Genomic DNA, 25,013 nt, shown 5'->3' on the forward strand with positions numbered 1-25,013 from the left:
AGTCTAAAGAAACCTAAACGGCAATGGCACTGTATACCGCGCAAAAAAAGGCCTTTCTTCATCAAGCATGAGGACGCATCACAAGATGCTCTCGCCAAGCATGGAGCCGATTAAGCCGACAAGCAGCCGGGACGTTGTCTGTCCGCGGTCCAGCAGCGGGTTGTTCTCCACGAATTCGGCCGAGGTCAGAATGCCGGATTCCGACAGCATCTCCATGGCCAGATGCGCTTCCCGGTAACTGAGTCCGCCTTGAACCGGCGTTCCCGTTCCGGGCGCGATTTTCGGATCGACACTATCGATATCGAAGGAGAGGTGTACGCCATCCGTGCCCGTTGACGCGATGCGGATGGCTTCCTTCATGACGCTGAACATGCCCATGCGGTCGATATCCTGCATCGTGAAGCAGGAAATGCCTTCCCGGCGGATGAAATCCCGTTCGCCTTGGTCGAGGGAGCGCGCGCCAATGAGCACCACATGTTCGGGCTTGATCGTTGATTTTGCGCCGCCGATCGATGTTAGCCGCGCATCGCCTCTTCCCAAGCTGACAGCCAGCGACATGCCGTGGATATTGCCGCTTGGGGTCGTATCGGGTGTGTTGAGATCGGAGTGGGCATCGATCCAGATGACGCCCAGGCTTCGGTAGTGCCGGGTAAGCCCGGCAAGCGTGCCAATTGCAATGCTATGGTCACCGCCAAGGACTAGCGGGAAGACACCCGATTCTGCCAGGGCAGAAACATGAGCGGCGAGCTGCTCGTTAATCGTTAGGACTTCTTTCAGATGTTTTAATTGAGGATGGTGCGTTCCACCCTTATGTTCGGGGAGTCCAGCAAGCTCATCAACCTGATAGGATATTCCGAGTGCGTCAAGCTTGCGCTTCAGGCCGGCTCCGAAAATCGCGTCTGGTCCCTGGCTTGCGCCGCGGCGGGTAGCACCCCGGTCAAACGGCACCGGGACGATGGTTACGGTGGACGGAAGATTGTTCATCATAGGCTCACCTCCACTTTGTATCAGTGTATTCAGGAGCCGGCTGCGTGACTTGGGCAAACCCCTATACAAGCTGATCAATATGGAAGGTTTTGGATCTAAAAAAACACCCTTAATGCATGATTCATGGATTGTCCGCAGAGGGCCCCATGATTCAGCATGAAGGGTGTGGAATAGGTGCAATTCGATTTATGATTCAGCGCATGCTTACGCGGCATGCGCGACGTTTATTTTACCGTCTTATTATAAGTCTCGATCTTGGAGCTAATTTCCTGAGCGGCTTTGTCCAGTGCTTCCTGCGCCGTTTTTTGACCATTCAGCACTTCCTCGATGGCCGTTTCCGTCAGCTGGCGGGCTTCAGGGAATACGCCCATGACAGCCCCCTGCGTTGCGAGATTGGCCGTCGTTTGATGCAATTGATCAACGGCCGTCTGGAATTGCGGATATTTCTCCAGGTTTTCTTTTACGAGGGTCTCTTCGTAAGCTTTGGTCGTGACCGGGAAGTAACCCGTGTTGACATGCCAGTAAGCTTGCGTTTGCGGCTCGGCCAAATACTTCATGAATTCCCAGGCGGCCTGCTGCTCTTCTTCCGATTTGTTGTTCATCAGCCACAGGCTTGCACCGCCGATGATAACGCCGCCTTCGCCGCCGTCAGCCGGTTTAGGGAGGAAAGCCGTACCGACTTCGAATTTGCCTTCCGCTGCGCTGACGATCCCGCGGAGGGAAGCCGTCGAGTCCAGCGTCATGGCGATTTGACCCGCTGCGAATGCTTTTTTGGTATCGTCCGTTTTACGTCCCAGGTTCAGCAGGACCTTATCGTCCAGCAATTGCTTCCACCATTCCAGCGTCTTCACGGCAGCGGCGTTGTTGACTTGCGAAGCGGTGGCCGGGGACGTGCGTCCGTTGCCGTTGTTCAGCAGTTCAACACCTTGGTTCGCGAGGAATTGCTCCATGAACCAGCCGTAGATCGCAAAGGATGCGCCGGTTTGGCCGTCTTTCGTTAGCGTCTTGGCCGCTTCCGCTACCTCTTCGTAGGTTTTTGGAGGATTTTCCGGATCCAGTCCCGCCGCTTTAAAGGCATCTTTGTTGTAGTAAAGGATCGGGTTGGAGGAGTTAAATGGCATCGAGTACAATTTGTTGTCGAATGTATAATAATTTTTAATGTTCGGTTCCAAGGAGGAAATGTCGTATGCTTCAGCATCCATGAAGTCCTGAACCGGACGGATCGCCTTGGTATCCATCATGAAACGACTGCCGATCTCGTACACCTGAATCATGGTCGGGCCGCTGTTCGATCCCAAGGAGGCCTTCAGCTTGTTCAAGCTTTCATCGTACGTTCCTTGAAACACGCCCTCAACCTGAATATCCTTGTGGGCGGCATTAAAATCGGAGATCAGCTTGTCCGCGACGGTCCCGAGCTCACCGCTCATGGAATGCCACCATACGACCTTAACGGGCTCTTTGGCTGGCTCGCTGCCGGCGGCAACGGTCGTTTCTCCAGCAGCTGGCGTATTGCTGCAAGCGGCGCTGAGCAGCATGAAGCAGGAAAGCAGGAGCAGCGCGAAGGACCTTTTACCAAAACGTTTCATGATCGGTTAATCTCTCCCTTTTGAAAATATAGTATGGTTTTGATCTATCAGAAATTGCGCGGCCCGTTTCTTACCAGATAACCGGCACGCAAGGCTGATCCATTAAAGCCCTGGCATATGGGCCAGTTAGCCCTTCAACGCACCTGCCGTAATGCCGCGGACTAGCGGCTTCAAACCGAGTGCAAGCAGCAGCAGGGAAGGCAGCAGCAAGAGGAGCACGCCGGACAGTATCAGATTCCATGAGTTCATCTCTTCGAACTGCAGCATCCCGATCCCGATCTGGACGGTTCGCATCTCGACGCGGTTTGTTGTCAGGAGCGGCCACAGGTACATGTTCCAATGGTTCAGGAACGAGTACACGCCCAGCGTGGCGATTCCGGGGATGGATAACGGCAGGACCATGCTCAGGAAAATGCGGACATGTCCGCAGCCGTCCACGCGGGCCGCTTCAAACAGCTCCTTTGGCAGCTGAAGGAAAGCTTGTCTGAGCAGGAAGGTTCCGAAGGCCGTTGCCAGGAATGGAATGATAAGCCCTTGGTAGGTATCCAGCCAGTTCAGGCTTTTGACCGTCAAATAGTTCGGAATCATGATCACTTCCCACGGAATCATCATCGTGGCGAGAAAGAGACTGAACAGCAGCGTTTTTCCCGGGAACCGCAGGAAGGCGAAGGCGTATGCCGCCAGACTTGCGGTCACGATCTGACCTGCCATGATGGCAATGGAGACGACAAGGCTGTTCCCGATAAAGGTAAGGACAGGGATCGTATCGACCACCTTGGCGAAATTGGACAGATTGATGGCTTCCGGAAGAAGAGGCGGCGGATAAACAGCCGATTCAGCCTCGCTCATCAGCGATGTTGACAAGGTGTACAGGAGCGGAAAGGCAATGACCAGCGAACAGAGAAGCAGCGCGATGTAGATGAAGCTTTTGGGCATGAGTCGCATGTTCATTGGTAATGCACCTTCTTCTCCACGAATTTAAATTGAAAGATGGTCAGCAGCAGAATGATCGCAAACAGGATGAGCGCTTGCGCACTGCCGATGCCAAAGCGGAAATTGACGAAGGCATCCTGATAAATGTTGAACACGATGACGTTGGTGCTGTTCATCGGACCTCCCTTGGTCAGGATGTTGATCTGTCCGAACGCTTGGAAAGCGCCGATGACCGACACGACGGATGTAAAGAATAACGTAGGGGAGATCAGCGGCATCGTAATCCGGAAGAAAGTTCTCAGCGGACCGGAGCCGTCGATCTTGGTGCTGTCGTAGATATCCTCGGATACGCCCTGCATGCCGCTCAGCATGAGGATGTAATTAAAACCAAGATTCATCCAGACGGTCATGATCGCGACGGAGATCATGGCCCATTTCGGATCGGTCAGCCATTGAATGGGCTGAGTGCCGAGTTGCGACAGAAAGTAATTCAGTACGCCCAATGTCGGATGATACAGAATCATCCAGATCATCGAGCCGGTGCCGACGGACACGGCCATCGGCAGCGAGAATATGAAGCGGAATATTTTCATGCCTTTCAGCTTATTGTGCGTCAGGGCTGCGAGCAGTATGGCGGCCGCCATCCCGGTCGGGACCGTCAGCACGATAAACAGCAGTGTGTTGCCGAAGCTGGTATAAAACATCTCGGAGGTCAGTATTTCCTTAAAGTTATCGAACCCCACGAATTCGGCTACCCGGCCTTGAGGATCGGTCAGGAACAAGCTCAGATAAACCGATTTAAGCAGCGGATAGAACAGAAACAGACCGAAAATGAGCAGCGAAGGTGCCAGACATGCATAGGCGAGCATGATTTCCCTGCGTTTTGATTTCTTGATGGAGATCGTTTTCGCCGCTGTTGAAGGTTCAGCTTCGCTGACCGGCGGCGTCAGAGAGTGACCCGGAGAAGGAAGCGTAAATTCTTTTTCCATCATCATGTTTACCTCACTTTCCTGCTTGGCCTTACAGGTATTGAGTATAGGAGCCGGATGTAAAATCCAGTAATGGGTTTTGTAAGAATACCGTAATTTATTGCTGGATATGTTAGATGCTGAATTTGCGCTGGACAGCGACGGTACATAAATATTCCAATCCTCAAACGCTTGCACGTTAAAAAAAGATGTGATATGTTATAGCTGTAACCGGTTACACATGAATGAGGTGATGACGGTAATGGCAACGATCAAGGATGTGGCAAATCGGGCCGGCGTGTCCGTGGCCACGGTTTCACGGGTTTTAAATGGAAACGGTTACGTGCATGAGGACACCAGGTCCAAGGTAGAACAAAGCATTCGCGAGCTGAATTATACGCCGAATGAAGTAGCGCGTTCTTTATATAAAAGAAAGTCGAAATTAATTGGACTTTTACTTCCGGATATTATGAACCCTTATTTCCCGCAGCTAGCCCGCGGAGTTGAGGATGAGATGCAGGAGAATGATTATCGGCTGATATTCGGGAACAGCGACGAGAGCAAGAAAAAGGAAATGGAATATATCCAAACCTTTGTCCAAAATAATGTGGTTGGTGTCATATCATCGACCAATGATCCGGATGCCGACATGTATACAGGGCTCAAGATTCCGGTAGTATTTCTGGATCGCACCTCATCGGATCGTCCTTCCGTCTATGCGGATGGCCGGCAGGGCGGAAGAATTGCGGCGCAGGAGATCATTAGGCGAGGCAGTAAAGCTATAACCGTGATTCAGGGCCCGGCGGATGTCCGTCCTGCTCAAGAGCGTTTTGAAGGAGCCGTCGAGGTTCTGGAAGGACAGGCGGCAGCGTATCAAGTGCTGAAGACGACATCGTTTTCTTTAATCGAAGCGGAAGAATTCGCCCAGCAAGTGTTCATCGAGTTTCCGGACACGGACGGCGTAATCGCCAGTAACGATATTATGGCATCCGCCGTAGTCAAGGAAGCGTTTCGGCTGGGGAAAAGGGTGCCGGAAGACGTACAGATTATAGGGTTTGACGATATTCTGCTCAGCCGGCTGCTGGCACCGCCCCTGTCTACGATTCATCAGCCGGCATATGAAATGGGCCGGGAGGCGGCCAGATTGCTTATCGGACTTATTGAAGGGCATCACATAGAGAGAAGCAGCATCGAATTCTCGGTAGAATTTATAGAGCGGCAGACAACGAGAAAGGTGGAATCATAATGGCGAAAATCGTGGTAATCGGAAGCGCGTCGATGGACTTGGTGGTCACCTCCACCAAGCGCCCCGGCGCGGGAGAGACGGTGCTTGGCGACAGCTTTAAGACGGTACCCGGAGGGAAGGGGGCCAATCAGGCCGTCGCGGCGGCGCGTCTGGGTGCAGAGGTGAACATGATTGGCTGTGTCGGTGAAGATTCCTTCGGCGAAATGATTTTGAGCAATCTGAAGTCAAATGGCGTTTTGACAGACCATGTGGAACCGGTTACAGGTATGGAAAGCGGAACCGCGCACATCATTTTGGCAGAGGGAGACAACAGCATCGTGGTGGTAAAAGCTGCCAACGACCGGGTCACTCCGGAATATGTTGATCAGGCAGCGGAGGTTATCCAGGCTGCGGATATCGTGTTGATACAGCAGGAGATTCCGGAGGAAACGGTGATCCATGTTAGTGAATTGTGCGCAAAATATCAGGTGCCGTTGATGCTGAACCCGGCTCCTGCCCGCCCGGTGCCAAGCAGCGTTATTGAACGGGCGGCTTATATTACGCCAAACGAACATGAAGCGGCTATCTTGTTCGGCGATGAGCCATTAGGCGACGTGCTGCGCCGTTATCCGAACAAACTGATCGTGACGGAAGGCAAGAGGGGAGTTCGTTATTTCGACGGCCTGCAAGAGGTTGTCGTTCCCGGCTACAAGGTTGAAGCCGTGGATACGACGGGAGCCGGCGATACATTCAACGGCGCTTTCGCCGTGGCTCTGTCCGAAGGCATGAGCATAGCAGACAGCCTGAGATTTGCGAACCGCGCAGCGTCCTTGTCGGTCATGAAGTTCGGAGCGCAGGGCGGAATGCCATCGCGCCTCGAAGTAGAAGGGAGTCTTTGATCATGAAGAAGAACGGCATGCTAAACAGTCACATTGCGAAAGTGCTGGCAGATCTGGGGCACACCGATACCATCGTAGTTGGAGACGTCGGTCTTCCGATTCCCCCAGGCGTTCCGAAGATCGACCTGGCTCTCACGCTGGGGACGCCAAGCTTTACCGAGGTGGTGGAAGCGATCGCCGACGATATGGTGATTGAAAAAATCGTGATTGCTGAAGAAATGAAGCTAGATAATAAGGAAACACTGCATTATATACAGGAGAACTTTCAGGATTGCGAGATCGAGGCTTGCTCGCACGAGTTGTTCAAAGCACGGACGCAAAACGCCAAGGCGGTTATCCGTACAGGAGAAGCCAAGCCCTATGCGAACTGCATTTTGCAGGCCGGTGTTCATTTCGGTTAAAAAGGAGGAAGCACCATGAACATTGAGATGACCAATATCCATAAATCCTTTGGCACAAACCGCGTACTGGCAGGCGTAGACTTTGATCTCCGGGAAGGAGAGGTTCACGCCCTGATGGGAGAGAACGGCGCGGGCAAATCGACGCTGATGAATATATTGACCGGTCTTCACAGCCGGGATGAGGGCAAGATTGTCATCGACGGCAAGGAAACTTATTTTGCTAATCCGAAGGAAGCGGAAGAAAGAGGCGTTGCCTTCATCCATCAAGAGCTTAACATCTGGCCGGAAATGACGGTTCTGGATAACTTGTTTATCGGCAAGGAGATGACATCCGGCCTGGGTTTCCTCAACATGAAGCAGATGAAGGCGCTTGCGAAGGAACAGTTCGGCAAACTGGCGGTGAAGATACCACTAACGCAGGAGGCGGGGGAATGCTCCGTCGGCCAGCAGCAGATGATTGAGATCGCCAAGGCCCTCATGACCCAAGCAAAAGTCATCATTATGGACGAGCCGACGGCGGCGCTGACCGAAAGAGAAATCGAGAAGCTGTTTGACGTCATTCGTTCATTGAAAAAACAAGGCGTATCCATCGTCTACATCTCTCACCGGATGGAGGAGATCTTTACGATCTGCGACCGGATTACGGTCATGCGGGATGGTAAATCCGTCGATACCAAAGCTATTCCGGACACGGACTTTGATGAAGTCGTCAAAAAGATGGTCGGCCGGGAGCTGACCGAGCGATATCCGGCACGCCATCCCTCTCCGGGCGAGCCTGTGCTGGAAGTGAAGAATATTAGCAGCAAAGGCCGGTTCGAGAATGTGAGCTTTTCGGTTCGTGCCGGCGAAATCGTTGGCGTATCCGGCCTGATGGGGGCTGGGCGCACCGAGATGATGAGAGCGATCTTCGGATTGGACCCGCTGGATAGCGGCGAAATCTGGGTACGCGGAAAGAAAGTTACGATCAAGAAGCCGGATGATGCCGTGAAACACGGCATTGGATTCATCACAGAGGACCGCAAGGATGAAGGGTTGGTCCTGGATTTCTCGGTCCGTGAAAATATGGCGCTGCCCAATCTGTTCAGCTTCTCTTCCAGAGGGTTCATCTCCGGGAAGAAGGAACAGGATTTCGTGGATACGTTGAGGAAGCGGCTGCAGATCAAGACGCATACATCCGAGACGCTGGCACGCAATCTGTCTGGTGGTAACCAACAGAAGGTCGTTATTGCCAAGTGGATCGGCATTGGGCCGAGCGTGCTCATCCTAGATGAGCCGACACGCGGCGTAGACGTTGGTGCAAAGCGGGAAATTTATCAGTTGATGAATGAGCTGACCGAACGGGGCGTGGCGATTCTGATGGTGTCGTCGGAGCTGCCGGAGGTGCTCGGAATGAGCGACCGGATTCTCGTTGTTCACGAAGGCAGAATTTCCGGTGAATTGGATCGCGAACAAGCCACGCAGGAACACATCATGACTCTAGCTACAGGAGGTCAGTAATATGACAACTATTAACGATGCCAAGGCGGAAAAAGGGTTTAAGGTCTCAGGTTTGACGCAAAAGCTCGGTCCGCTGCTCGGACTGATCATTCTTATCGTTATCGTATCCGTCCTAAATCCAAGCTTCTTGGAACCGCTTAACATTCTGAACCTGCTGCGTCAGGTATCGATTAATGCATTGATTGCATTCGGTATGACGTTTGTAATCCTGACAGGCGGCATTGACCTGTCGGTCGGTTCGATTCTCGCGCTGTCCAGCGCATTTGTCGCCAATATGATGGTGGCCGGGTTTGACCCGATCCTCTCGATTATCATCGGCGTTGCGCTTGGCGGTGTCATGGGGATGATCAATGGTCTCATGATTACCAAGGGGAAAATGGCGCCGTTTATCGCCACCCTGGCTACCATGACGATATTCCGAGGCCTTACGCTCGTTTATACGAACGGTAACCCGATTACGGGTCTCGGCGACAGCCTTGTATTTCAATTGTTCGGCCGCGGATACCTGCTGGGTATTCCGGTACCCGCCATTACGATGATTATCACGTTTGCGGTGTTATGGGTCATCCTGCATAAAACGTCTTTTGGCCGCAAAACGTATGCCATCGGCGGTAACGAAAAAGCATCGCTTGTATCCGGTATTAAAGTACCGCGCGTCAAGATTATGATCTACTCCCTGGCAGGGATGCTGTCCGCGCTGGCGGGCGCGATTCTGACCTCCCGTTTGAATTCGGCACAGCCGACAGCGGGTACGTCCTATGAATTGGATGCCATCGCAGCCGTTGTTCTCGGCGGTACGAGCCTGACCGGCGGTCGCGGCCGGATTGTCGGTACGTTAATCGGTGTGCTGATCATAGGCATACTGAACAACGGGCTCAACCTGCTCGGTGTGAACTCTTTCTATCAGATGGTTGTCAAAGGCGTCGTGATTGCGATTGCCGTACTGCTCGACCGTAGAAAATCGGCTTAAGGGGGAGAATGAACGATGAAAAAAACAACTTTGCTGCTCGTATCGCTTATGCTGATCTTCATAACAGGCTGTTCTCTGGAGCCGCCGGAATGGGCGAAGCCCAAGGCTAGCGGCGATGTCAAAGACATCAAAATCGGTCTTTCCATCTCGACCTTGAATAACCCGTTCTTTGTATCCCTGAAGGATGGCGTCGTCGCCGAAGCGACCAAGCAAGGAATGGAGGTCGTTGTCGTAGACGCACAGAATGACTCGGCCAAGCAGAGCAACGACGTCGACGACCTGATTCAACAGGGCGTCAATGCACTGCTGATTAACCCGACGGACTCGTCCGCGATTTCAACCGTAGTGCAAACGGCAAACAGCTTGGGCATTCCGGTCATTACACTCGACCGTTCCGCAGATCAAGGCGAGGTCGCTGCGCTGGTTGCCTCCGATAACGTCAAGGGCGGTCAGATGGCAGCCGAGTACATCGTGGATCAGCTGGGCAAAGATACGAAAGTCATTGAGCTCGAAGGCGTTCCGGGTGCTTCCGCGACCCGCGAACGCGGCCAGGGCTTCCATGATATCGCAGATGAGCAGCTGAACGTGGTTGCGAAGCAGGCAGCGGATTTTGACCGGACGAAGGGTCTTACCGTCACGGAAAATCTGCTGCAAGGTAATCCGGACGCCAAAGCGATTTTTGCCCACAATGACGAAATGGCCCTGGGCGCAATCGAAGCGATCCAAAGCTCGGGCAAAGACATCATGGTCATCGGCTTTGACGGTAACGACGATGCGCTGAAGTCCATCGAAGCCGGCAACCTGACGGCTACCGTAGCCCAGCAGCCGGAGCTGATCGGTCAGCTTGCCGTCGGGGCAGCGAAAGACGTGCTGCAAGGCAAAGAGGTAGAGAAGAATATCGCCGCGCCGCTGAAATTGGTAGTGAAGGAGTAGTCCAGCAAGATCAAGAAGCGTTACCTTTTGCGATAGAAGCAGGGTAACGCTTTTTTTTGGGACATATTTTGCTCATTTCTTCCGGGCTGCGAAGTAACTCACAGCCTTGCGATAACGGCGGGAATACAATATCGTTACAAGAGGACAGTTATTTCGCATATGGTATTATAATGGATGTGTATGCGTTTACTGCTTAGATGTGATAAAGGAGCTATGTAACTATGACGATGGAGAAAAGAAAACATGCGATCGTGATCGTGGGGTATGGCGGAATGGGCAGCTACCACGCCAAGCTGATTAAGGACAATGCATATCTCGAGGTTACGGGAACCTTCGATGTTTTGAAAGATCGCCGGGAAGTATCCCGGCAGGACGGGTATCCTGCCTATGAGAGTTATGAGCAGGTACTAAACGATGCTGCGGTTGACGTGGTGCTCATTGCTACGCCTAATGACGTGCACAAGGAACTGGCGCTGCAGGCGTTTAATGCCGGCAAACATGTCATCTGCGAGAAGCCGGTAACATTGTCCGTCAGTGACTTCAAAGAGATGGTGTCTGCGGCCGATGCTGCCGGCCGGGTGCTGATGGTCCACCAGAACCGCCGCTGGGACGAGGATTTCCTGACGATTAAGCAAATGTACAACGAAAAGACGATTGGCGATTTGTTCCGTATCGAATCCAGGGTACACGGGGCGAACGGCATTCCGGGCGACTGGCGCCATCTGGAAGCGCACGGCGGCGGCATGCTGCTGGACTGGGGCGTGCATCTTCTTGACCAGGTCCTGTTCATGGTGGACAGCCGGATTACGAGCCTGAGCAGCCGCTTAAGCTTTATTCTCGGCGATGAGGTGGATGACGGCTTTGAATCGGTCATTGAATTCGAGAACGGCGTATCCGTTCTGATTGAAGTGGGAACGACCAATTTCATAACGCTGCCTCGCTGGTACGTCAAAGGAACCGAGGGAACCGGCATTATTGAGGATTGGTCGTTAAACGGAAGAGTGGTTACACGGAACCAGGATGCGGTGAAAGTGGAGCCGAAGCCAATTCAAGCCGGGGTAGGATTGACCAAAACGATGGCTCCTCCTTCTGAAGAAGCTACCATTACGGGAGCTCTGCCGGAGCCATACCGTCAATCCAGCAGCTTCTTCGATAACTTTGCGGCCGTGATCCAAGGCGAAGCTGAGCCGATTGTGAAGAACGAGGAAGTGCTGCGCGTTCTGAACCTGATCGAAGCCGTGTTTGAATCGGCCCGGACGGGAGAAACGCTGAAGGATTTCGATATTTACCCTGCGTAATCTATATCGATTAGCTCTCATTCTTATTATAGAAAAAGTACCGCGGTGCCAAGCAGATGAAGCTTGAGGCTGCGGTACTTTTTATGTTCAAGATGTGGTTGCGGACAGCTCATGCTCAATGCCTAAGTTGAAAGTGTAATGTTATTTTGCATGATTCACCTGAACGCTCTGTCCCTTCTGCAGCAACCGCCTGTAGTCACTGGGCGACCAGCCCGTATCCTGCTTGAACAGCTTGGAGAAATAGGAATAGTTGGCGTATCCCACCTTAGCCGCAATCTGGTACACCGACAATGGTGTTGTCTCCAGCAGATGCTTGGCCGCCTTGATGCGGGACTGAATGATGTAAGTACCTAAAGACACGCCCGTTTCCTTCTTGAACACGCGGGCCAAATAATCCGGGTTGAGGTAGACGAGTTCAGCCAGGCTCGTTCGCGTCAGCTCATCCCCGTAATGGCAATGAATATAATGCTTAATCTCCTCCACCACGGTATGCGAATGGTCGGCGTAGGCATGATATTCTGCTGCCGTGCTGACGAGATACTCCGTATATTTCTCCATATCTTCAATCGAGTTCAATGATTGCAGAAACAACTGGTCATTGGTTTTGCCGGTATACAGCTTGTGTGCCTGGATTTCTTTGCCCTTCAGATAGGAATAGACCAGCTGCACGATATCCAAGCGGAATAAACGCAGCACCGAGGCGTTGTAGACGCCATTCCTGGCTAGGTTTTGCAAGTATTTGCGGGTTTCAACCAGAAACCCAGCCGGATCGTTCCCGCTGAGAAGCGCTTCCCAGTCTTGCAGTTGGGGAGGGGTATACGCGACTTCTTGCAGGGAATGGTGTTCCAGAAAAATAATCTGATTCCGCTTCTTGATCATATCCTCATTCATTTGCAGCAGAATCCGAATGGACTTGTTGATTTCCTCCAACGCCACCGAAATCGATACGCTGCATGAAGCATCGCTCCGAAGGAATTGATTGGCTTTTTCAATGAACGACGTGCAGATGTTTTCCATGACGCGGGAGTCAGGAGGATGATTCCATTTCAGCATGACCATCCAATTGTAATCCTTATATTCTATAGCGGCTTCAACCGTGAAGAGCGGGTCCTGGAACAATTCGGACAGCACGTTGAGAAACGCATAGTCAAACAGATCCTTGTCTTCTCTCCCCAAACTTTGATCATGCGGAAAAATGGTGATGAGCACAGGAAGAAATAGATCCGACATCTTATAGGACAAATTCTGCTCCGCGATATATCCTGCGATGGCGGCCCGGTCCGAAGAAGCTTTCCTTTCTTTGATCAGCTTGCTCCAAAAATGCTCCTGGAGCTTTTTTTGATTTTTTTTCCACAGCTGTCCGTCCTGGATCGCTTCCTGATCGCTTTGCTGTTCCTTTGCTTTATAGGCGGCTTTGGAGATGATGAGGCTTAGCTTATCGAATTCGATCGGCTTCAGAAAATAGTCAAAGCTTTGCAGCTCAATGGCTTTCTGCGCATAATTGAAATCAGCGTAATTCGTCAGAAATATCGTCTGAATGCTGTATTGTTCCTCGCGAATCCAGGCGAGAAGCTCGAGTCCGCTGCCTTGCGGCATTTCGATATCGCAGATGAGGATGTGGACCGAATGCTGCTGCAAAATATCCCTTGCTTGCGCAACGCTGTAAGCAGTATAGACCTGTTCGATTGAAAGTGCCTTCCAATCGATTTTCTTCTCCAGCGCGGCCACGACAAAATAGTCATCATCCACTAGCAATATGTTCATTGAATTTCTCCTCTCCGTTCCTGTATGGGTTGTGGAATCGTTAATGTGACGCAAGCGCCGCCTTCCTCCGGGTTTGAAAATTCCACAAACGCCCGGCGATGATAGAGCAGCTCCAGCCGCTGAAGGGTGTTCATGATTCCGATGTGTTTTCCTTCGCTTTGATCAAGCGGTTTGCCGGCTGATAATTTCTCCAATACTTCGGCGGGAAACCCGGGTCCGGTATCGGATATCCGGATGACCATAGTAGGTTTCTCCCCCTCCATCCGCATGCTAACGGATAATCGGATTTGCAGCTCTTGATCTCGGGAAACAGCGTATTTTACCGCGTTTTCGATAAAGGTCTGTAACACGAGGGGCGGAATGGTGAGACCGGAAAGCTCCTCTTCAACATCAATGCGATATGAAAAGGCATCACGGTAGCGGTGCTTCTGAATTTCCAGGTAAATGCGGACATGCTCGATTTCATCTTGCAGCCGTACGACATTATCTCCGCTTTGAAAGATGTAACGAAAGTATTTGGATGTGGACAGCGACATATATTCGATTTCCTTAAACATCTGCATTTGCGCCATGCTGTAGATGTTCGTCAAGCAGTTCAGGAAAAAATGGGGGTTAATTTGCAGCTTCATATAATCCAGCTGGATTCTCTGCTTATCCAGCTGCTGCTCGTAAATATCGATTTTAAACTTCTTAATCTGTTCGATCAGATGTTTGAATTGGGAGTTGACTTGCTCCAGCTCGATAATCTCGCTGCTCATGAAATCCAGATTCTCGCTGTCCTCGTGGATGCGCCTTACATTTTCTGAAAAATTCTGAATCGGCTTTAACACCTTCTTCTTGAAATACAGCATAACTACGCTGAGCGTGCACGTCAGAACAACAAATAACAGCATAATGAGAAGCTGGGCGATCATGATCGTCTCAAATATGCCGAATTGGATCACCAACTGCACGTTGAAGGAGGCGTTCGAGAATCCCTCCGTAACCGTAGTCCGCGGCTGGGACAGGCTCAGCAGGGATGCCTTGGCTCCTTGAAGACGGTTGGCATCCATCACGCCTGTACCCGGGCTCGTAAGGGCTGCCCCCTGAGCATTCACCAGAGAGACGTAACCGTCCTCGCCCAAATCCAGCTGCTGGAGCGGCCGGATCAGATCGTTGGCGGAGATGAGGCAGATCAGATACCGGTTGTGGTAAGGAACGATGTTGATGATGTAATGGGTGTCCTGAACAAGGATCGGGTTCCAGTTGGAGTAGAACGTTTCGTATACGTTTTTGGAATCCGTGAGGGATACGATCTGTTCCTTAAGTTCCAGGAACTCTGTATATGACAGGGACATGGGTCCATAGTTCTGGAAGAAGTCCTGTTCCTTTAAATAGAAGAAGAAGTTGTATTCCTGGCCGTAGTTTTTCTGAAGCTCGTTAAACTGCTTATGCACTCTTTCGTTCGATTTAATATAATCCACGTAATCGGTGCCGGGGGTATCCATCATCTTAACGCTCTCATCATTCGCGAGTGTCCAGCCCATATAGTGGTTGATGTAGGAGAAGTCATGATTGATCTGCCGGATGTACAGATTCGCCGTATCCTGCAAATATCGGGTGGACTGCTGCTTTACGATGAAGATGGAGGCGAAGCTGATCACCAGATCCACTACAAGGGCAAAGATCGAGATAAAGAGCATGATTTTCACATAGTGACGGATGGGATAAGGCTTGTTATTCAATGCTTTAACCATACGGATGCCTTGGTTCCTTTCAGTCCGCTTCCACATGAAAGCGTTTTTATGGTGGTAAAAACATTATAAATGGAAATCACGAAAAAAGCAGGAGTGAACGCTCGGGCATCTATCATAAAGTCCGGATACCACATCGTAAAGTCCGGATAATGGCATGCTTCCAACAGGGGACTCGAGGATTCCTTGAAGGGGGATAAGGAGAAGGTCCGAATAGCGCATGATGAGGTCCAAATAACGATTCCGGGCAGAAGTATACTTAAGTTGCTTACGCGACATGCCGGTTTCACGACGACGCGAACAGAAAGGGGAATCGATTTGAAAGCAGGCCAACTGAATAGAACCACGCACCCAACCCTCGGGCGGATCAGAAAAAATTGGGGCCTGTATTTGCTGCTGCTGCCTGCGGTTGTGCTGGTTCTGTTGTTTTCTTACGTACCGATGTACGGCATCCTCATCGCATTCAAGGACTACAGTCCCGCTCTCGGCATTATGGATAGTCCATGGGCGGGTCTAAAGTATTTCGAGAAATTTTTTAACTCTTATCAATTCTCGACAACGATCACCAACACGCTCGTAATCAGCTTATACAGCGTTGCGACGTTCCCGATTCCGATCATGCTTGCCCTGATGGTCAATCAGATGCGCCAGAATGGGTTCAAGCGTTTCTTCCAGACGGTAACCTATATGCCGCATTTTATATCCACGGTCGTGATGGTGGGACTCATGCTGATTCTGTTCTCGCCAGGCTCGGGATTGATCGGGAATATTTTCCGGCTCTTTGGTGCCGAAGCGCCGAACCTGATGGGATCGGCCGGCTTGTTCAGCAGCGTGTACGTATGGTCGGATGTGTGGCAGCATACGGGCTGGGACAGCATTATCTATATCGCGGCGTTATCCGCCGTGAGCCCCAGCTTGTACGAAGCGGCTACGATGGACGGGGCAAGCCGGTGGCAGAAAATCCGGTTTATCGATATCCCGATGCTGATGCCTACGGTCGTAACCTTGCTTATATTGCGGATCGGCAGCTTGCTTGGCGTCGGCTTCGAGAAGGTTTACCTTATGCAAAACAGTCTCAATATTACCTCCAGCGAGGTCATCTCCACCTATGTGTACAAAATCGGGATGCTGAGCAGCCAATACAGCTTCTCGTCGGCGATCAGTCTGTTTAATACAATCATTAATTTTGTTCTGTTGATTCTGGTTAACCAGATTTCGAAAAAATACAGCGAAAACAGTTTGTGGTAACACAAGAGAGGAAGGGTTCTATGGGCGTTGTGGAAATAAAAGAGAAGACAGCGCCAAGGCGGAGGAATACCCGATCTTCCGACAGGGTGCTGGAGATCGGCCTGTATGTATTCGCTGTCTTGATGCTGATCGTGTTGATTTACCCGCTGTACTTCATCATCATTGCTTCGTTCAGCGAGCCGGCCGCGGTTGCGAATGGACAGGTATGGCTGTGGCCCAAGGATTTTACGCTGGCAGGCTATCAAGAATTGCTGAAGCACTCTAATATATGGATTGGGTACCGAAATACGATTGTGTATACGATTGTAGGTACCGCCATCGGCTTGGTGGTTAACATATCGGCAGCTTACGCGCTCTCGCGAAAAGACCTCGTAGGCCGCAAGTATATATCGCTGCTCTTTATTTTTACGATGTTTTTTAATGGCGGTTTGATTCCGACTTTTATGACGATCCGCGATTTTCAGTTGTACGATACGTTTCTTGTTATGGTGCTGCCGTTTTCGGTAGCCGCCTTTAACATCATTGTGGCACGGACTTTTTTCCAGAGCAGCATTCCGGAGGATTTATGGGAGGCGGCCCAGCTTGATGGCTGCGGAAATCTGAGATATTTCGTGACCATCGTGATTCCGCTTTCGAAAGCGGTCATCTCGGTCATTGCCTTGTGGACGGCAGTGGGTCATTGGAACTCCTATTTCAATGCCCTGATCTATTTAAAAGATACGAACCTGTACCCGCTGCAGCTCATCCTGCGAAATATTCTGGTCACCAACCAGATGCAGTCCGCCATGGGTACCGGAGAAGCCGCGGCCATTGCGCTGCGACTCGCCAATATTATGCGTTATGCAGTCATTATCGTCGCAACGGTGCCGATCATGTGCATCTACCCGTTTGTACAGAAGTATTTCAATCAGGGGGTGATGATCGGAGCCGTGAAGTCGTAAAGCCGGATGGATCTATTAAAAATAATAATTGGGGGAATGGTTAAATGGGAACAAACCATGCAAAGAGGAGACATCGCTTCAAACTGGCTGGCGTCATCATGCTGGCCGCAATCCTGCTGTTGAGCCTGGCGGGCTGCAGCGGCGGCAAGAAGGAGGACGCCAAGACGGATGCCGAAACCGCGTTTAACAAAGAAGGCCTGCCGATTGTCAATGAGCCGATAACGCTGGACGTGCTGACCGTTCGCTGGGGCAACATGGGGGATACGTTCCTTCAGAACCAGTGGCTCAAGGATTTGGAGAAGGAGACGAATGTCAAAATCAATTGGCAAATCATGTCTTCCAATGATTGGGGCGAACAAAAGTCGATCATGCTGGCGAGCGGTACGCTGCCGGATATTATTTTCGGCGATATCGTATTCAGCGATTCCGACATCGTGAACAACCTGTCTTATTTCCGTCCGCTCGACGACTATATCGATCAATACATGCCAAACCTGAAAGCGGCACTGGAAGAAACACCCGAAATGAAGAAGATGAGCACATTCCCGGATGGTAAAATCTACTCTTTGCCGGCGCGGCTGCCGTCAAGGCCGAAAGCATCGATCCAGCCGATTATCAACAAAACATGGCTGGATCAGCTCGGCCTTGATATTCCGGACAACACAGACGAGCTGTACGAGGTATTCAAAGCGTTCAAAGAAGGAGATCCGAACGGCAACGGCAAGGCCGACGAAATTCCGGTCAGCGGATCGGGGAACATCAGCATCGATCTGTTGAACCCGTTCGGCATTACGGACATCAACGGAAACAGCATGATGGTCATCGATAACGAGCCCGTGTTCTACCCGGTCACGGAGAATTATAAAGAAGCGATCAAGTGGGCGCATAAGCTGTACGCCGAGGGCCTCATAGACCAAGAGATCTTTACGCAGGACAGCACCATGTCCACGGCGAAGCATCAGAACCCGGATGCGGCGCTGATCGGCTTCTCGAACCAGTGGGTGCCGGACGCGGTGTTCGGGAAGTGGAAGGATCAATATATTGCGATTCCGTCCATCGCCGGACCTGACGGAAAAAGGTATCAGGGCGGCGAGCCGCAGGGCATGAGCCTCCGCAGAAACGAATTCCTCATTACCACGTCGAACAAGTACCCGGAAATTTCGGCTCGTTGGGCGGACCAGTTCTATACCAATGAAGCGAGCATCCAAAATTTCTGGGGAGCCATCGGCACGGTGATTCAGAAGAACGACGAAGGAACGTTTACGCTGATGAGTCCGCCGGAGGGAACGAGTGCGGATGCCTGGTATTGGGAGCAATCCGTAAGGGATTTTGGACCGAAGTACGTAAGCCCGAGCTTCGAGAAAAACATCATTCTGGATGAGACCACGGGCGACGGTTTGAAGCTGGTCATCGACAAGCTGGGCAGCGATTACGTAACGACGCCGTTCCCGAACGTCATGTACAGCGCCGAAGAATTCCAGGAGCTGCCTACGCTGACAACGGATATCGATGGTTATGTCGGTACGACCCGGGCGAAGTGGATATCCGAAGGCAATATCGATGCGGAATGGGATGCGTACGTCAAGAAGCTGAACGATATGGGTCTTGAGCGGTTGGTACAAATCCGCAAGGAAGCCTATCAGCGGTATATCAGCGTCAAATAGGGATTGACGGCAATCGTCATGAGCTGCCCCGCAGATTGATATGCTGCGGGGCAGTAACGTTTCGAACGATGACGAAACTGTGATTTATTTATGCGATCAGCTTCAACGGAGAAGGCGGAATTGTTTTGGAGAAGCGAAGCGTACCCCCGAAAGCTTTCCAACGGAAAGCTCGCATCGAAAGCATATACGATCCCCGGATTTTAACATTATTAAATTTCATTACGAGAAAATCCGGGGGTAACAGGGATCGGAAAAACAATCTGAATTCGTAGTGATGAATGGGCAATGTTATCAATCTACAGGTGGCAACCATGCGAAACATAAGTCACGGTGTGGAATGAATATCGGCATGAGAGACATAATGACCTGGTAGCCAGCATATATCCGAACGGCATAATCAATACCAGTGAGAGATAAGATATATATACAAGGAGGGTATCGATGATGAATCAATTTCGAATCGGATTAATTGGATTGGGCGGGATGGCGCAGGAGCACATCCGCTGGATGAATGCAGAGAATGTCTATCAGTTCGTGGCCGTGAGCGACGTCAATGGAGAAGCGGTGGCCCGAGTAGGCGATCAGCTGGGAATTGAGGATGGCAAGCGATATGCAGACTTTAAGGATTTAATTGAAGATCCGGACGTCGATGCCGTCATTTCGGTTACGCCTAACAACGTGCACGCGGATATTATTAGAGCATGCCTGCAAGCGGGCAAACCTTTTTTGGCGGAAAAACCATTTACGCGGGTGTTCGAAGAAGCAATCCCGTTGCTGGAGCTCTACGAGAAACAGCCGGTTCAGGCCATGATAGGCTTTACATACCGTTACACGCCGGCTTTTCGTTATGCCAGGGAACTTGTCCGAACGGGCAAACTCGGGACGATCCGTCACTTCTCCATTCAGTATTTGCAAGGGTTTGGCGTGCCGAGCCAGCAGGTTCCCTACATGTGGAGATATAACAAAGCCGTCACGGGAACGGGGACGCTTGGAGATCTGGGATCGCATATGATCGATATGGCCCGATTTCTGTTTGGTGAATTTGAAGAAATTACGGCCCAGCTGCATACCATCATTCCGGAACGCAGGGACCCGGTAACGGGAGCGATGGCCAAGATCGAAGTCGATGATTTTGCCAGCTTCCAGGCTCGGATGACAGATGGCATGATGGGCGTATTCCAGACGTCGCGCAATGCCTTCGGTTCAGGCAATCAGCATGAAGTATCCATTTACGGCGACCACGGCACGGTCCACGCCAGCACATTGGATCCGGAACGGGTGATATGGATTCGCGAAGAAGAGCCCGGGCAGCTCGCGAAAACGACAATGGAGGTGCCGCAGCATTGCAAAGTCAAGCAGTATGCCGATTTTGCCGGGCTATTACGGGGAACGCCTGCCGACGGGATCCCAGAGTTTATGGACGGGTACCGGAATCAAGAGGTGCTGGAAGCAGTCGTTAGGGCACATGAGACCAAAGCGGTGGTAGAGCTTCGGAATCATGGCCAACGGATCCAGAGCAAGTCATAACGTCTTGCCAATCCAGATATACAGCGCCATCAATGTGAACAGAAAGAGACAAAAGTTAACGCTTACAAATAACCCGCGAAGTAACGCGGAGCGGTGGAATTGAAATGGAGTCTTAAGCTCCCCCGTCCCTTCGATCAGGAACAGGATCAGCACTGTATGAATGATCGTATGGCCTATGACTTCCTTGTAACCGAATACAAGGCTTGTCATAATAAAAATGCCGATTACCAGGAGGGCGGTGAATCGGTTCATGATACCCACGATAAATGCCCACGCCAGCCCTATTTCGATAAAAGCGGTGATCAGGACGAAATTCTCAATGGTAAAACCGAAGGTAGGAAGCCCGTAGCTGCCCATTACCGAGCAAGCCAGTTCGGGAATGGTCAGTTTTTCCATGGCAAGCCAAGCGAGGGACATGCCCGTGCATATATACATGACGGGGGCAGCCGTTCTTTTTATTGGAGTGCCGCTCACAAACAGATAATACACAATACCGAGATAAATCAAATAATCGATGGAATGAAACATACCGTAGGTTAATGAAGCTTGCAGATAGAGCAAGAATAAGATGGCACCACTCACCGGCAATGTGCGCTTATAGAGCAAGCAAGCTGCGGCGGCGGAGAGACCGAGGATAATCCACATGGAATTGGTTCTGAACTCGGGCGCCAGATACGAGCCGCTCAGTAGCTGCAGCACCAAGCCGATGGCCAGCCCAATGCGCAGGATGACTTCGGTATGGGGCCTTAGCCTGTGCAGCCATTGATGAACTTTCATGACCGGCCGCATCTTCCCCAGCGGATCGTGGAAGACGCATGTGAGCAATAAGATCAACAATGTAAACGCTAACCAAAACAGGAATGTCAGCGTAACGATCCGGGGAAAGGGCAGGGGGACCCATTCAAAGTTATCCGTAAACCATTTGACATGATTATAGATGTTGCTAATCTTGGAGAAATGCATTATCATTCAATCAGCTCCTCCCTTAACCAACTCTAGTCACTTATCCAAGATAATACAATATTAGATAAAAAAGTATATTATTGGATAAATATATCCCTCATTATGAAAATATTATCCCTTAAGAGCATTTAAAGACAGCGTTTGAACTTATAGTTATAAGCTTCACTAAACAAGCCGATCCATCCGGATCGGCTTGTTGTTATGTCTCATGCTACGAGTTCTTATTACTGCTGAAAACGACTGAAAGACAGGCTCAGCCCAGCTAAGGAAGCTGTGTTCCGCCAGCATAACGTTCAATGGTTTCGTAAGGCAGATGATCGGTAATCAGGCGACTGTAATACGCGATTCGTAGGATGCCGTCCTCGTCCAACACAAACTCTGCCGGAATCCGATTGAAATTTGAACCTTCTTCCGGCGTCAGCTTGAAACCTGCCGCTTCTGCTTCATCCGTGAACTGATGCACATTCGGTTGAGCTAAGGTGGCTTGTGTCTTGGCTACCGAGGTCTCGACCCCATAGAGAGAGTAGAGCTCCGCATTCGGATCGGCAATAAGTGGAAACGGCGCATTTTGCTGACCGACATGCTGCTGAAGTGCTGCATCCGGTGATTCAAAAACGCAAATGACATCCAGATGCTGCTGCTGCCACAGAGGATATCGCTGAATAAACTGGTGCACCCTCAGATTGCATAGGGCACAGGCAGCGTTGCGGAAAAAGGCGAGAAGTAATTTACGTCCGCGATAATCTTCCAGTGAAACCATATTTCCATGTTGATCTACGCTTTGGAATAATGGAGCATAATCTCCGGGTTGAAGCATGTTGTTCATTTTGGATTTCCTCCTGGCTTAACGGTATATAGGCGCGAGGCCTATTACCAATGTAGCAGGGAGGACTCCATTGCTCTGTGACTAGGTCACATAGCAGCTTCTGTTAGACAGGCCCGGTTGATTATTTTCACCCAGCCTCTTCCTGTCTCCAGCCATCCTTTCTTTTGGAACTGGCCCAGCGTACGGGAAACGACCTCTCTTACGGAGCCAATGTCATCCGCAAGCTCTTGGTGGGTTGTGCGCACTAGTGGATGTTCATCCGAGCTGATGCGCAGCAGGGTCCTGGCAAGGCGCTGCTCCAGCGGTAATGTCTGTCTCTCCTGCAGCATGTTTGCCATCCGCAGTGTTCCATCAAGCAGACCGCCAAAAATAGCGCTGCGGATGGGTTCATACACCTGCAGCCAGCGGAGGAAGCTGTTTTTCAGCACATACAAGACCTCGACCTTGGACTCGGCAATCAGAGTGCCCGGATAGTCCTGCCCGCTTAGCCCGCTAAGTACGAGGAGCGAACAGACTTCTCCGGCTGATAGAATGTTTAATACCGATTCGTTGCCATCTTCGTGGATGATCGTGATACGTGCCGATCCGCTGATGAGGAACATGCCATAGATCGCGGCATCCTCTCGTTGAAAGATTCTCGATTTGGCTTCAAAATGTTTGGTAAACGGATTAGCTTGAATCCATTCTTCCGGTGGTACGACTTTCAAATAAGGGAAAATGTCGGTTATCTGCTTATCATTCAATTCAGGCTTCATGATGGGTTTCCGCCTTTCGGTAATCATGCAAGGACATGCGAAACTGCTATTCTATATAGTTAACATTTCGGCCTGACAAAGTTCAAGCGAATTTATCCGGATTTCATGCGGAAGGACTCCTTTGGGACGGTTTGCTATAATGATATAAGCAAGCGGTATAGGTCAGGGAAAAGGGTGAGGAAGATGAATGAAACAGAATACATAAGGGATACACCCATGAATATCAGGAAGAGGCAAGGAGCGGTACTCATGCTGCAGGGCACCGCTTCGGATGTAGGTAAAAGCATCGTCACAACAGCGCTATGCCGCATATTTCTACAGGATGGTTATCGCACGGCTCCATACAAATCGCAAAATATGGCTCTTAATTCCTATGTGACCCTGGATGGCAAAGAGATCGGCCGAGCACAGGGCGTACAGGCTGAAGCCTGCGGCATTGCCGCAACTACGGACATGAATCCGATCCTGATCAAGCCGATAAAGGACATGCATTCGCAAATCGTGATCCACGGCGTACCTCAAATGCAGATGAGTGCAATGGATTACCGGACTCTGTTCCTGCCGAAGGCTAAAGAGATTGTGCTGGATGCACTGGATCGACTGCGGGAGAGCTACGACATCGTTGTTATGGAGGGGGCGGGAAGTCCGGCGGAGATCAATCTTAAGGACCGGGACATTGTTAACATGAATTTGGCAGGATGGGCGGATTCACCGGTTATTCTGGTTGCCGATATCGATCGCGGAGGTGTGTTCGCTTCCATAGTAGGTACGCTTGAACTGCTTGAGGCCCATGAGGTGGCCAGGGTCAAAGGATTTATCATTAACAAATTCCGCGGGGATCTGGCGCTGCTTCAGCCGGGACTGGACTGGCTTGAAGAGCGGACAGGTATTCCCGTGCTGGGCGTACTCCCTTATATACAGGACATGCGGATCGAGGCCGAGGATTCGGTTGTGCTGGATGAGCTTCAGAATCAAAGACTGGAACAACGAGACCTCGATATTGTCGTGATCCGGTATCCGCGTATTTCGAACTTTACGGATGTTGATGCGCTGCGCATGGAACCGGATGTTGTCGTTCGCTTCGTCCAATCGGCGGATGAACTTGGAATGCCGGACGTCATTATTTTGCCTGGTACCAAGGATACGATCAGTGACCTCGGGTTCCTCCAGGATCGGGGACTGGCCGATGCGATTTTGAGCCAGACGCGGCAGCGGGATGTGCAGCTGGTTGGCATCTGCGGAGGATATCAAATGCTGGGCGAGCAGCTGTCGGATCCGCATGCGGTCGAAGGGAGCGTTCGGGAAGCGAAGGGGCTCGGCCTGCTGCCGATTCAGACTTCCTTTTCAAAGCATAAAAGGACCGTTCGGGTGAAAGGGAAGTTGTTACAGGAACATTCGCTGAGGTTCGTTGTCTCGGATACAGAGGCGGATTCGTCGATTACGGCCTATGAAATCCATATGGGCGTGAGCGAATGGAGCGCCTTGTCTGGCGGCTCAGAATACCGCCCGCTTTTTTCGATTGAAGCGGATGGCACAGATGCTTTAAAGACGAAAGAAGATATTCAACCGCATATTGAAGGGACAGCTACTTCGGATGGACGCATATGGGGATGTTATCTGCATGGCTTGTTTGACAACGATGTCTTTCGCAGATCCTGGTTGAATGGCATTCGGATGAAGAAAGGGCTAACTCCAATTATGGAAACATTCAAAGCAGAAGAGCGCAAATTCGCGGAATTTGACCGTGTAGCGGACGTCGTTCGTAATCATGTGGATATGAAAAAAATATATGAAATCATCGGTTATACGCATTGAATGATAAGGAATGCATCCGAACATTCAGGTAATAATGATGAAGAGGAAGATAACACCATGCAGGCAGCATGGTGTTATTT

The 25,013-nt window shown here is 51.0% G+C and carries 21 protein-coding genes; 12 read left to right on the top strand and 9 right to left on the bottom strand.

Translation table 11 applies throughout. The annotated features are described in order from the left end of the window. Positions 1-78: 78 nt before the first annotated feature. From rocF to MKY82_RS10715, 4 genes are all read right to left on the bottom strand, one after another. Positions 79-987, bottom strand: a complete 909-nt coding sequence (gene rocF / locus MKY82_RS10700; RefSeq protein ID WP_220685956.1) for an arginase — start codon at positions 985-987, stop codon at positions 79-81. A gap of 224 nt (positions 988-1,211) precedes the next feature. After that, positions 1,212-2,573 (bottom strand): ABC transporter substrate-binding protein, encoded by a 1,362-nt coding sequence (locus MKY82_RS10705; RefSeq protein ID WP_194541791.1) that lies wholly within the window; start codon positions 2,571-2,573, stop codon positions 1,212-1,214. Between the two features lie 126 nt (positions 2,574-2,699). Continuing rightward, on the bottom strand, positions 2,700-3,524 hold the full coding sequence (locus MKY82_RS10710; protein ID WP_194541792.1) for a carbohydrate ABC transporter permease: 825 nt from the start codon (positions 3,522-3,524) through the stop codon (positions 2,700-2,702). After that, positions 3,521-4,501 (bottom strand): sugar ABC transporter permease, encoded by a 981-nt coding sequence (locus MKY82_RS10715; protein ID WP_339296079.1) that lies wholly within the window; start codon positions 4,499-4,501, stop codon positions 3,521-3,523. Before MKY82_RS10715 ends, MKY82_RS10710 begins: the two co-directional genes overlap by 4 nt. A gap of 235 nt (positions 4,502-4,736) precedes the next feature. Between MKY82_RS10715 and MKY82_RS10720 the strand changes: the two genes are divergently transcribed. The 7 genes from MKY82_RS10720 (at position 4,737) to MKY82_RS10750 (ending at position 11,697) form a co-directional block, all read left to right on the top strand. Further along, on the top strand, positions 4,737-5,720 hold the full coding sequence (locus MKY82_RS10720) for a LacI family DNA-binding transcriptional regulator (protein ID WP_220687475.1): 984 nt from the start codon (positions 4,737-4,739) through the stop codon (positions 5,718-5,720). After that, complete coding sequence (rbsK, locus tag MKY82_RS10725) at positions 5,720-6,598, top strand: ribokinase (RefSeq protein WP_194541794.1); 879 nt, start codon at positions 5,720-5,722, stop codon at positions 6,596-6,598. The genes MKY82_RS10720 and rbsK overlap by 1 nt, the downstream gene beginning before the upstream one ends. 2 nt (positions 6,599-6,600) lie before the next feature. Continuing rightward, complete coding sequence (gene rbsD, locus MKY82_RS10730) at positions 6,601-6,999, top strand: D-ribose pyranase (RefSeq protein WP_194541795.1); 399 nt, start codon at positions 6,601-6,603, stop codon at positions 6,997-6,999. A gap of 15 nt (positions 7,000-7,014) precedes the next feature. Further along, complete coding sequence (locus MKY82_RS10735; RefSeq protein WP_339296080.1) at positions 7,015-8,496, top strand: sugar ABC transporter ATP-binding protein; 1,482 nt, start codon at positions 7,015-7,017, stop codon at positions 8,494-8,496. 1 nt (position 8,497) lies between these two features. Continuing rightward, a complete protein-coding gene (gene rbsC / locus MKY82_RS10740; protein WP_009592570.1) occupies positions 8,498-9,466 on the top strand; it encodes a ribose ABC transporter permease RbsC in 969 nt (322 codons plus the stop codon). 15 nt (positions 9,467-9,481) lie between these two features. After that, complete coding sequence (rbsB, locus tag MKY82_RS10745; protein WP_194541797.1) at positions 9,482-10,399, top strand: ribose ABC transporter substrate-binding protein RbsB; 918 nt, start codon at positions 9,482-9,484, stop codon at positions 10,397-10,399. 221 nt (positions 10,400-10,620) lie between these two features. Continuing rightward, positions 10,621-11,697, top strand: coding sequence for a Gfo/Idh/MocA family oxidoreductase (locus MKY82_RS10750; protein ID WP_339296081.1), 1,077 nt, complete (start codon positions 10,621-10,623; stop codon positions 11,695-11,697). Positions 11,698-11,838: 141 nt separating this feature from the next. Here MKY82_RS10750 and MKY82_RS10755 read toward each other — a convergent pair whose 3' ends face one another. Beyond that, positions 11,839-13,461: a response regulator gene (locus MKY82_RS10755; protein ID WP_339296082.1), complete on the bottom strand. Its 1,623-nt coding sequence runs from the start codon at positions 13,459-13,461 to the stop codon at positions 11,839-11,841. Then, a complete protein-coding gene (locus tag MKY82_RS10760; RefSeq protein WP_220685952.1) occupies positions 13,458-15,197 on the bottom strand; it encodes a histidine kinase in 1,740 nt (579 codons plus the stop codon). The genes MKY82_RS10755 and MKY82_RS10760 overlap by 4 nt, the downstream gene beginning before the upstream one ends. Positions 15,198-15,512: 315 nt before the next feature. Here MKY82_RS10760 and MKY82_RS10765 point away from each other — a divergent pair, with 315 nt between their 5' ends. The 4 genes from MKY82_RS10765 (at position 15,513) to MKY82_RS10780 (ending at position 20,574) form a co-directional block, all read left to right on the top strand. Beyond that, a complete protein-coding gene (locus tag MKY82_RS10765; protein ID WP_220685951.1) occupies positions 15,513-16,442 on the top strand; it encodes an ABC transporter permease subunit in 930 nt (309 codons plus the stop codon). Positions 16,443-16,462: 20 nt separating this feature from the next. After that, on the top strand, positions 16,463-17,383 hold the full coding sequence (locus tag MKY82_RS10770) for a carbohydrate ABC transporter permease (RefSeq protein ID WP_194541802.1): 921 nt from the start codon (positions 16,463-16,465) through the stop codon (positions 17,381-17,383). 44 nt (positions 17,384-17,427) lie between these two features. Beyond that, positions 17,428-19,047, top strand: a complete 1,620-nt coding sequence (locus tag MKY82_RS10775) for an extracellular solute-binding protein (RefSeq protein ID WP_339296083.1) — start codon at positions 17,428-17,430, stop codon at positions 19,045-19,047. 444 nt (positions 19,048-19,491) lie between these two features. Then, the gene (locus MKY82_RS10780) at positions 19,492-20,574 is read left to right on the top strand and encodes a Gfo/Idh/MocA family oxidoreductase (protein ID WP_339296661.1); all 1,083 of its coding nucleotides are present in this window, start codon (positions 19,492-19,494) and stop codon (positions 20,572-20,574) included. On the opposite strand, the gene MKY82_RS10785 is transcribed toward MKY82_RS10780, so the two are convergent. The 3 genes from MKY82_RS10785 to MKY82_RS10795 form a co-directional block, all read right to left on the bottom strand. After that, positions 20,569-21,543 carry a hypothetical protein gene (locus MKY82_RS10785; protein ID WP_339296084.1) on the bottom strand — a complete coding sequence of 325 codons (975 nt, stop codon included), beginning with the start codon at positions 21,541-21,543 and terminating at the stop codon, positions 20,569-20,571. The genes MKY82_RS10780 and MKY82_RS10785 overlap by 6 nt on opposite strands. Positions 21,544-21,799: 256 nt before the next feature. Then, a complete protein-coding gene (locus tag MKY82_RS10790) occupies positions 21,800-22,363 on the bottom strand; it encodes a redoxin domain-containing protein (protein ID WP_339296085.1) in 564 nt (187 codons plus the stop codon). A gap of 86 nt (positions 22,364-22,449) precedes the next feature. Next, a complete protein-coding gene (locus MKY82_RS10795) occupies positions 22,450-23,118 on the bottom strand; it encodes a Crp/Fnr family transcriptional regulator (RefSeq protein ID WP_339296086.1) in 669 nt (222 codons plus the stop codon). A gap of 216 nt (positions 23,119-23,334) precedes the next feature. Between MKY82_RS10795 and MKY82_RS10800 the strand changes: the two genes are divergently transcribed. Further along, a complete protein-coding gene (locus MKY82_RS10800) occupies positions 23,335-24,933 on the top strand; it encodes a cobyric acid synthase (RefSeq protein WP_339296087.1) in 1,599 nt (532 codons plus the stop codon). Positions 24,934-25,013: the final 80 nt, after the last annotated feature.

Origin of the sequence: Paenibacillus sp. FSL W7-1279, assembly GCF_037969845.1 — a bacterium.
Taxonomy (GTDB): domain Bacteria; phylum Bacillota; class Bacilli; order Paenibacillales; family Paenibacillaceae; genus Paenibacillus_AQ.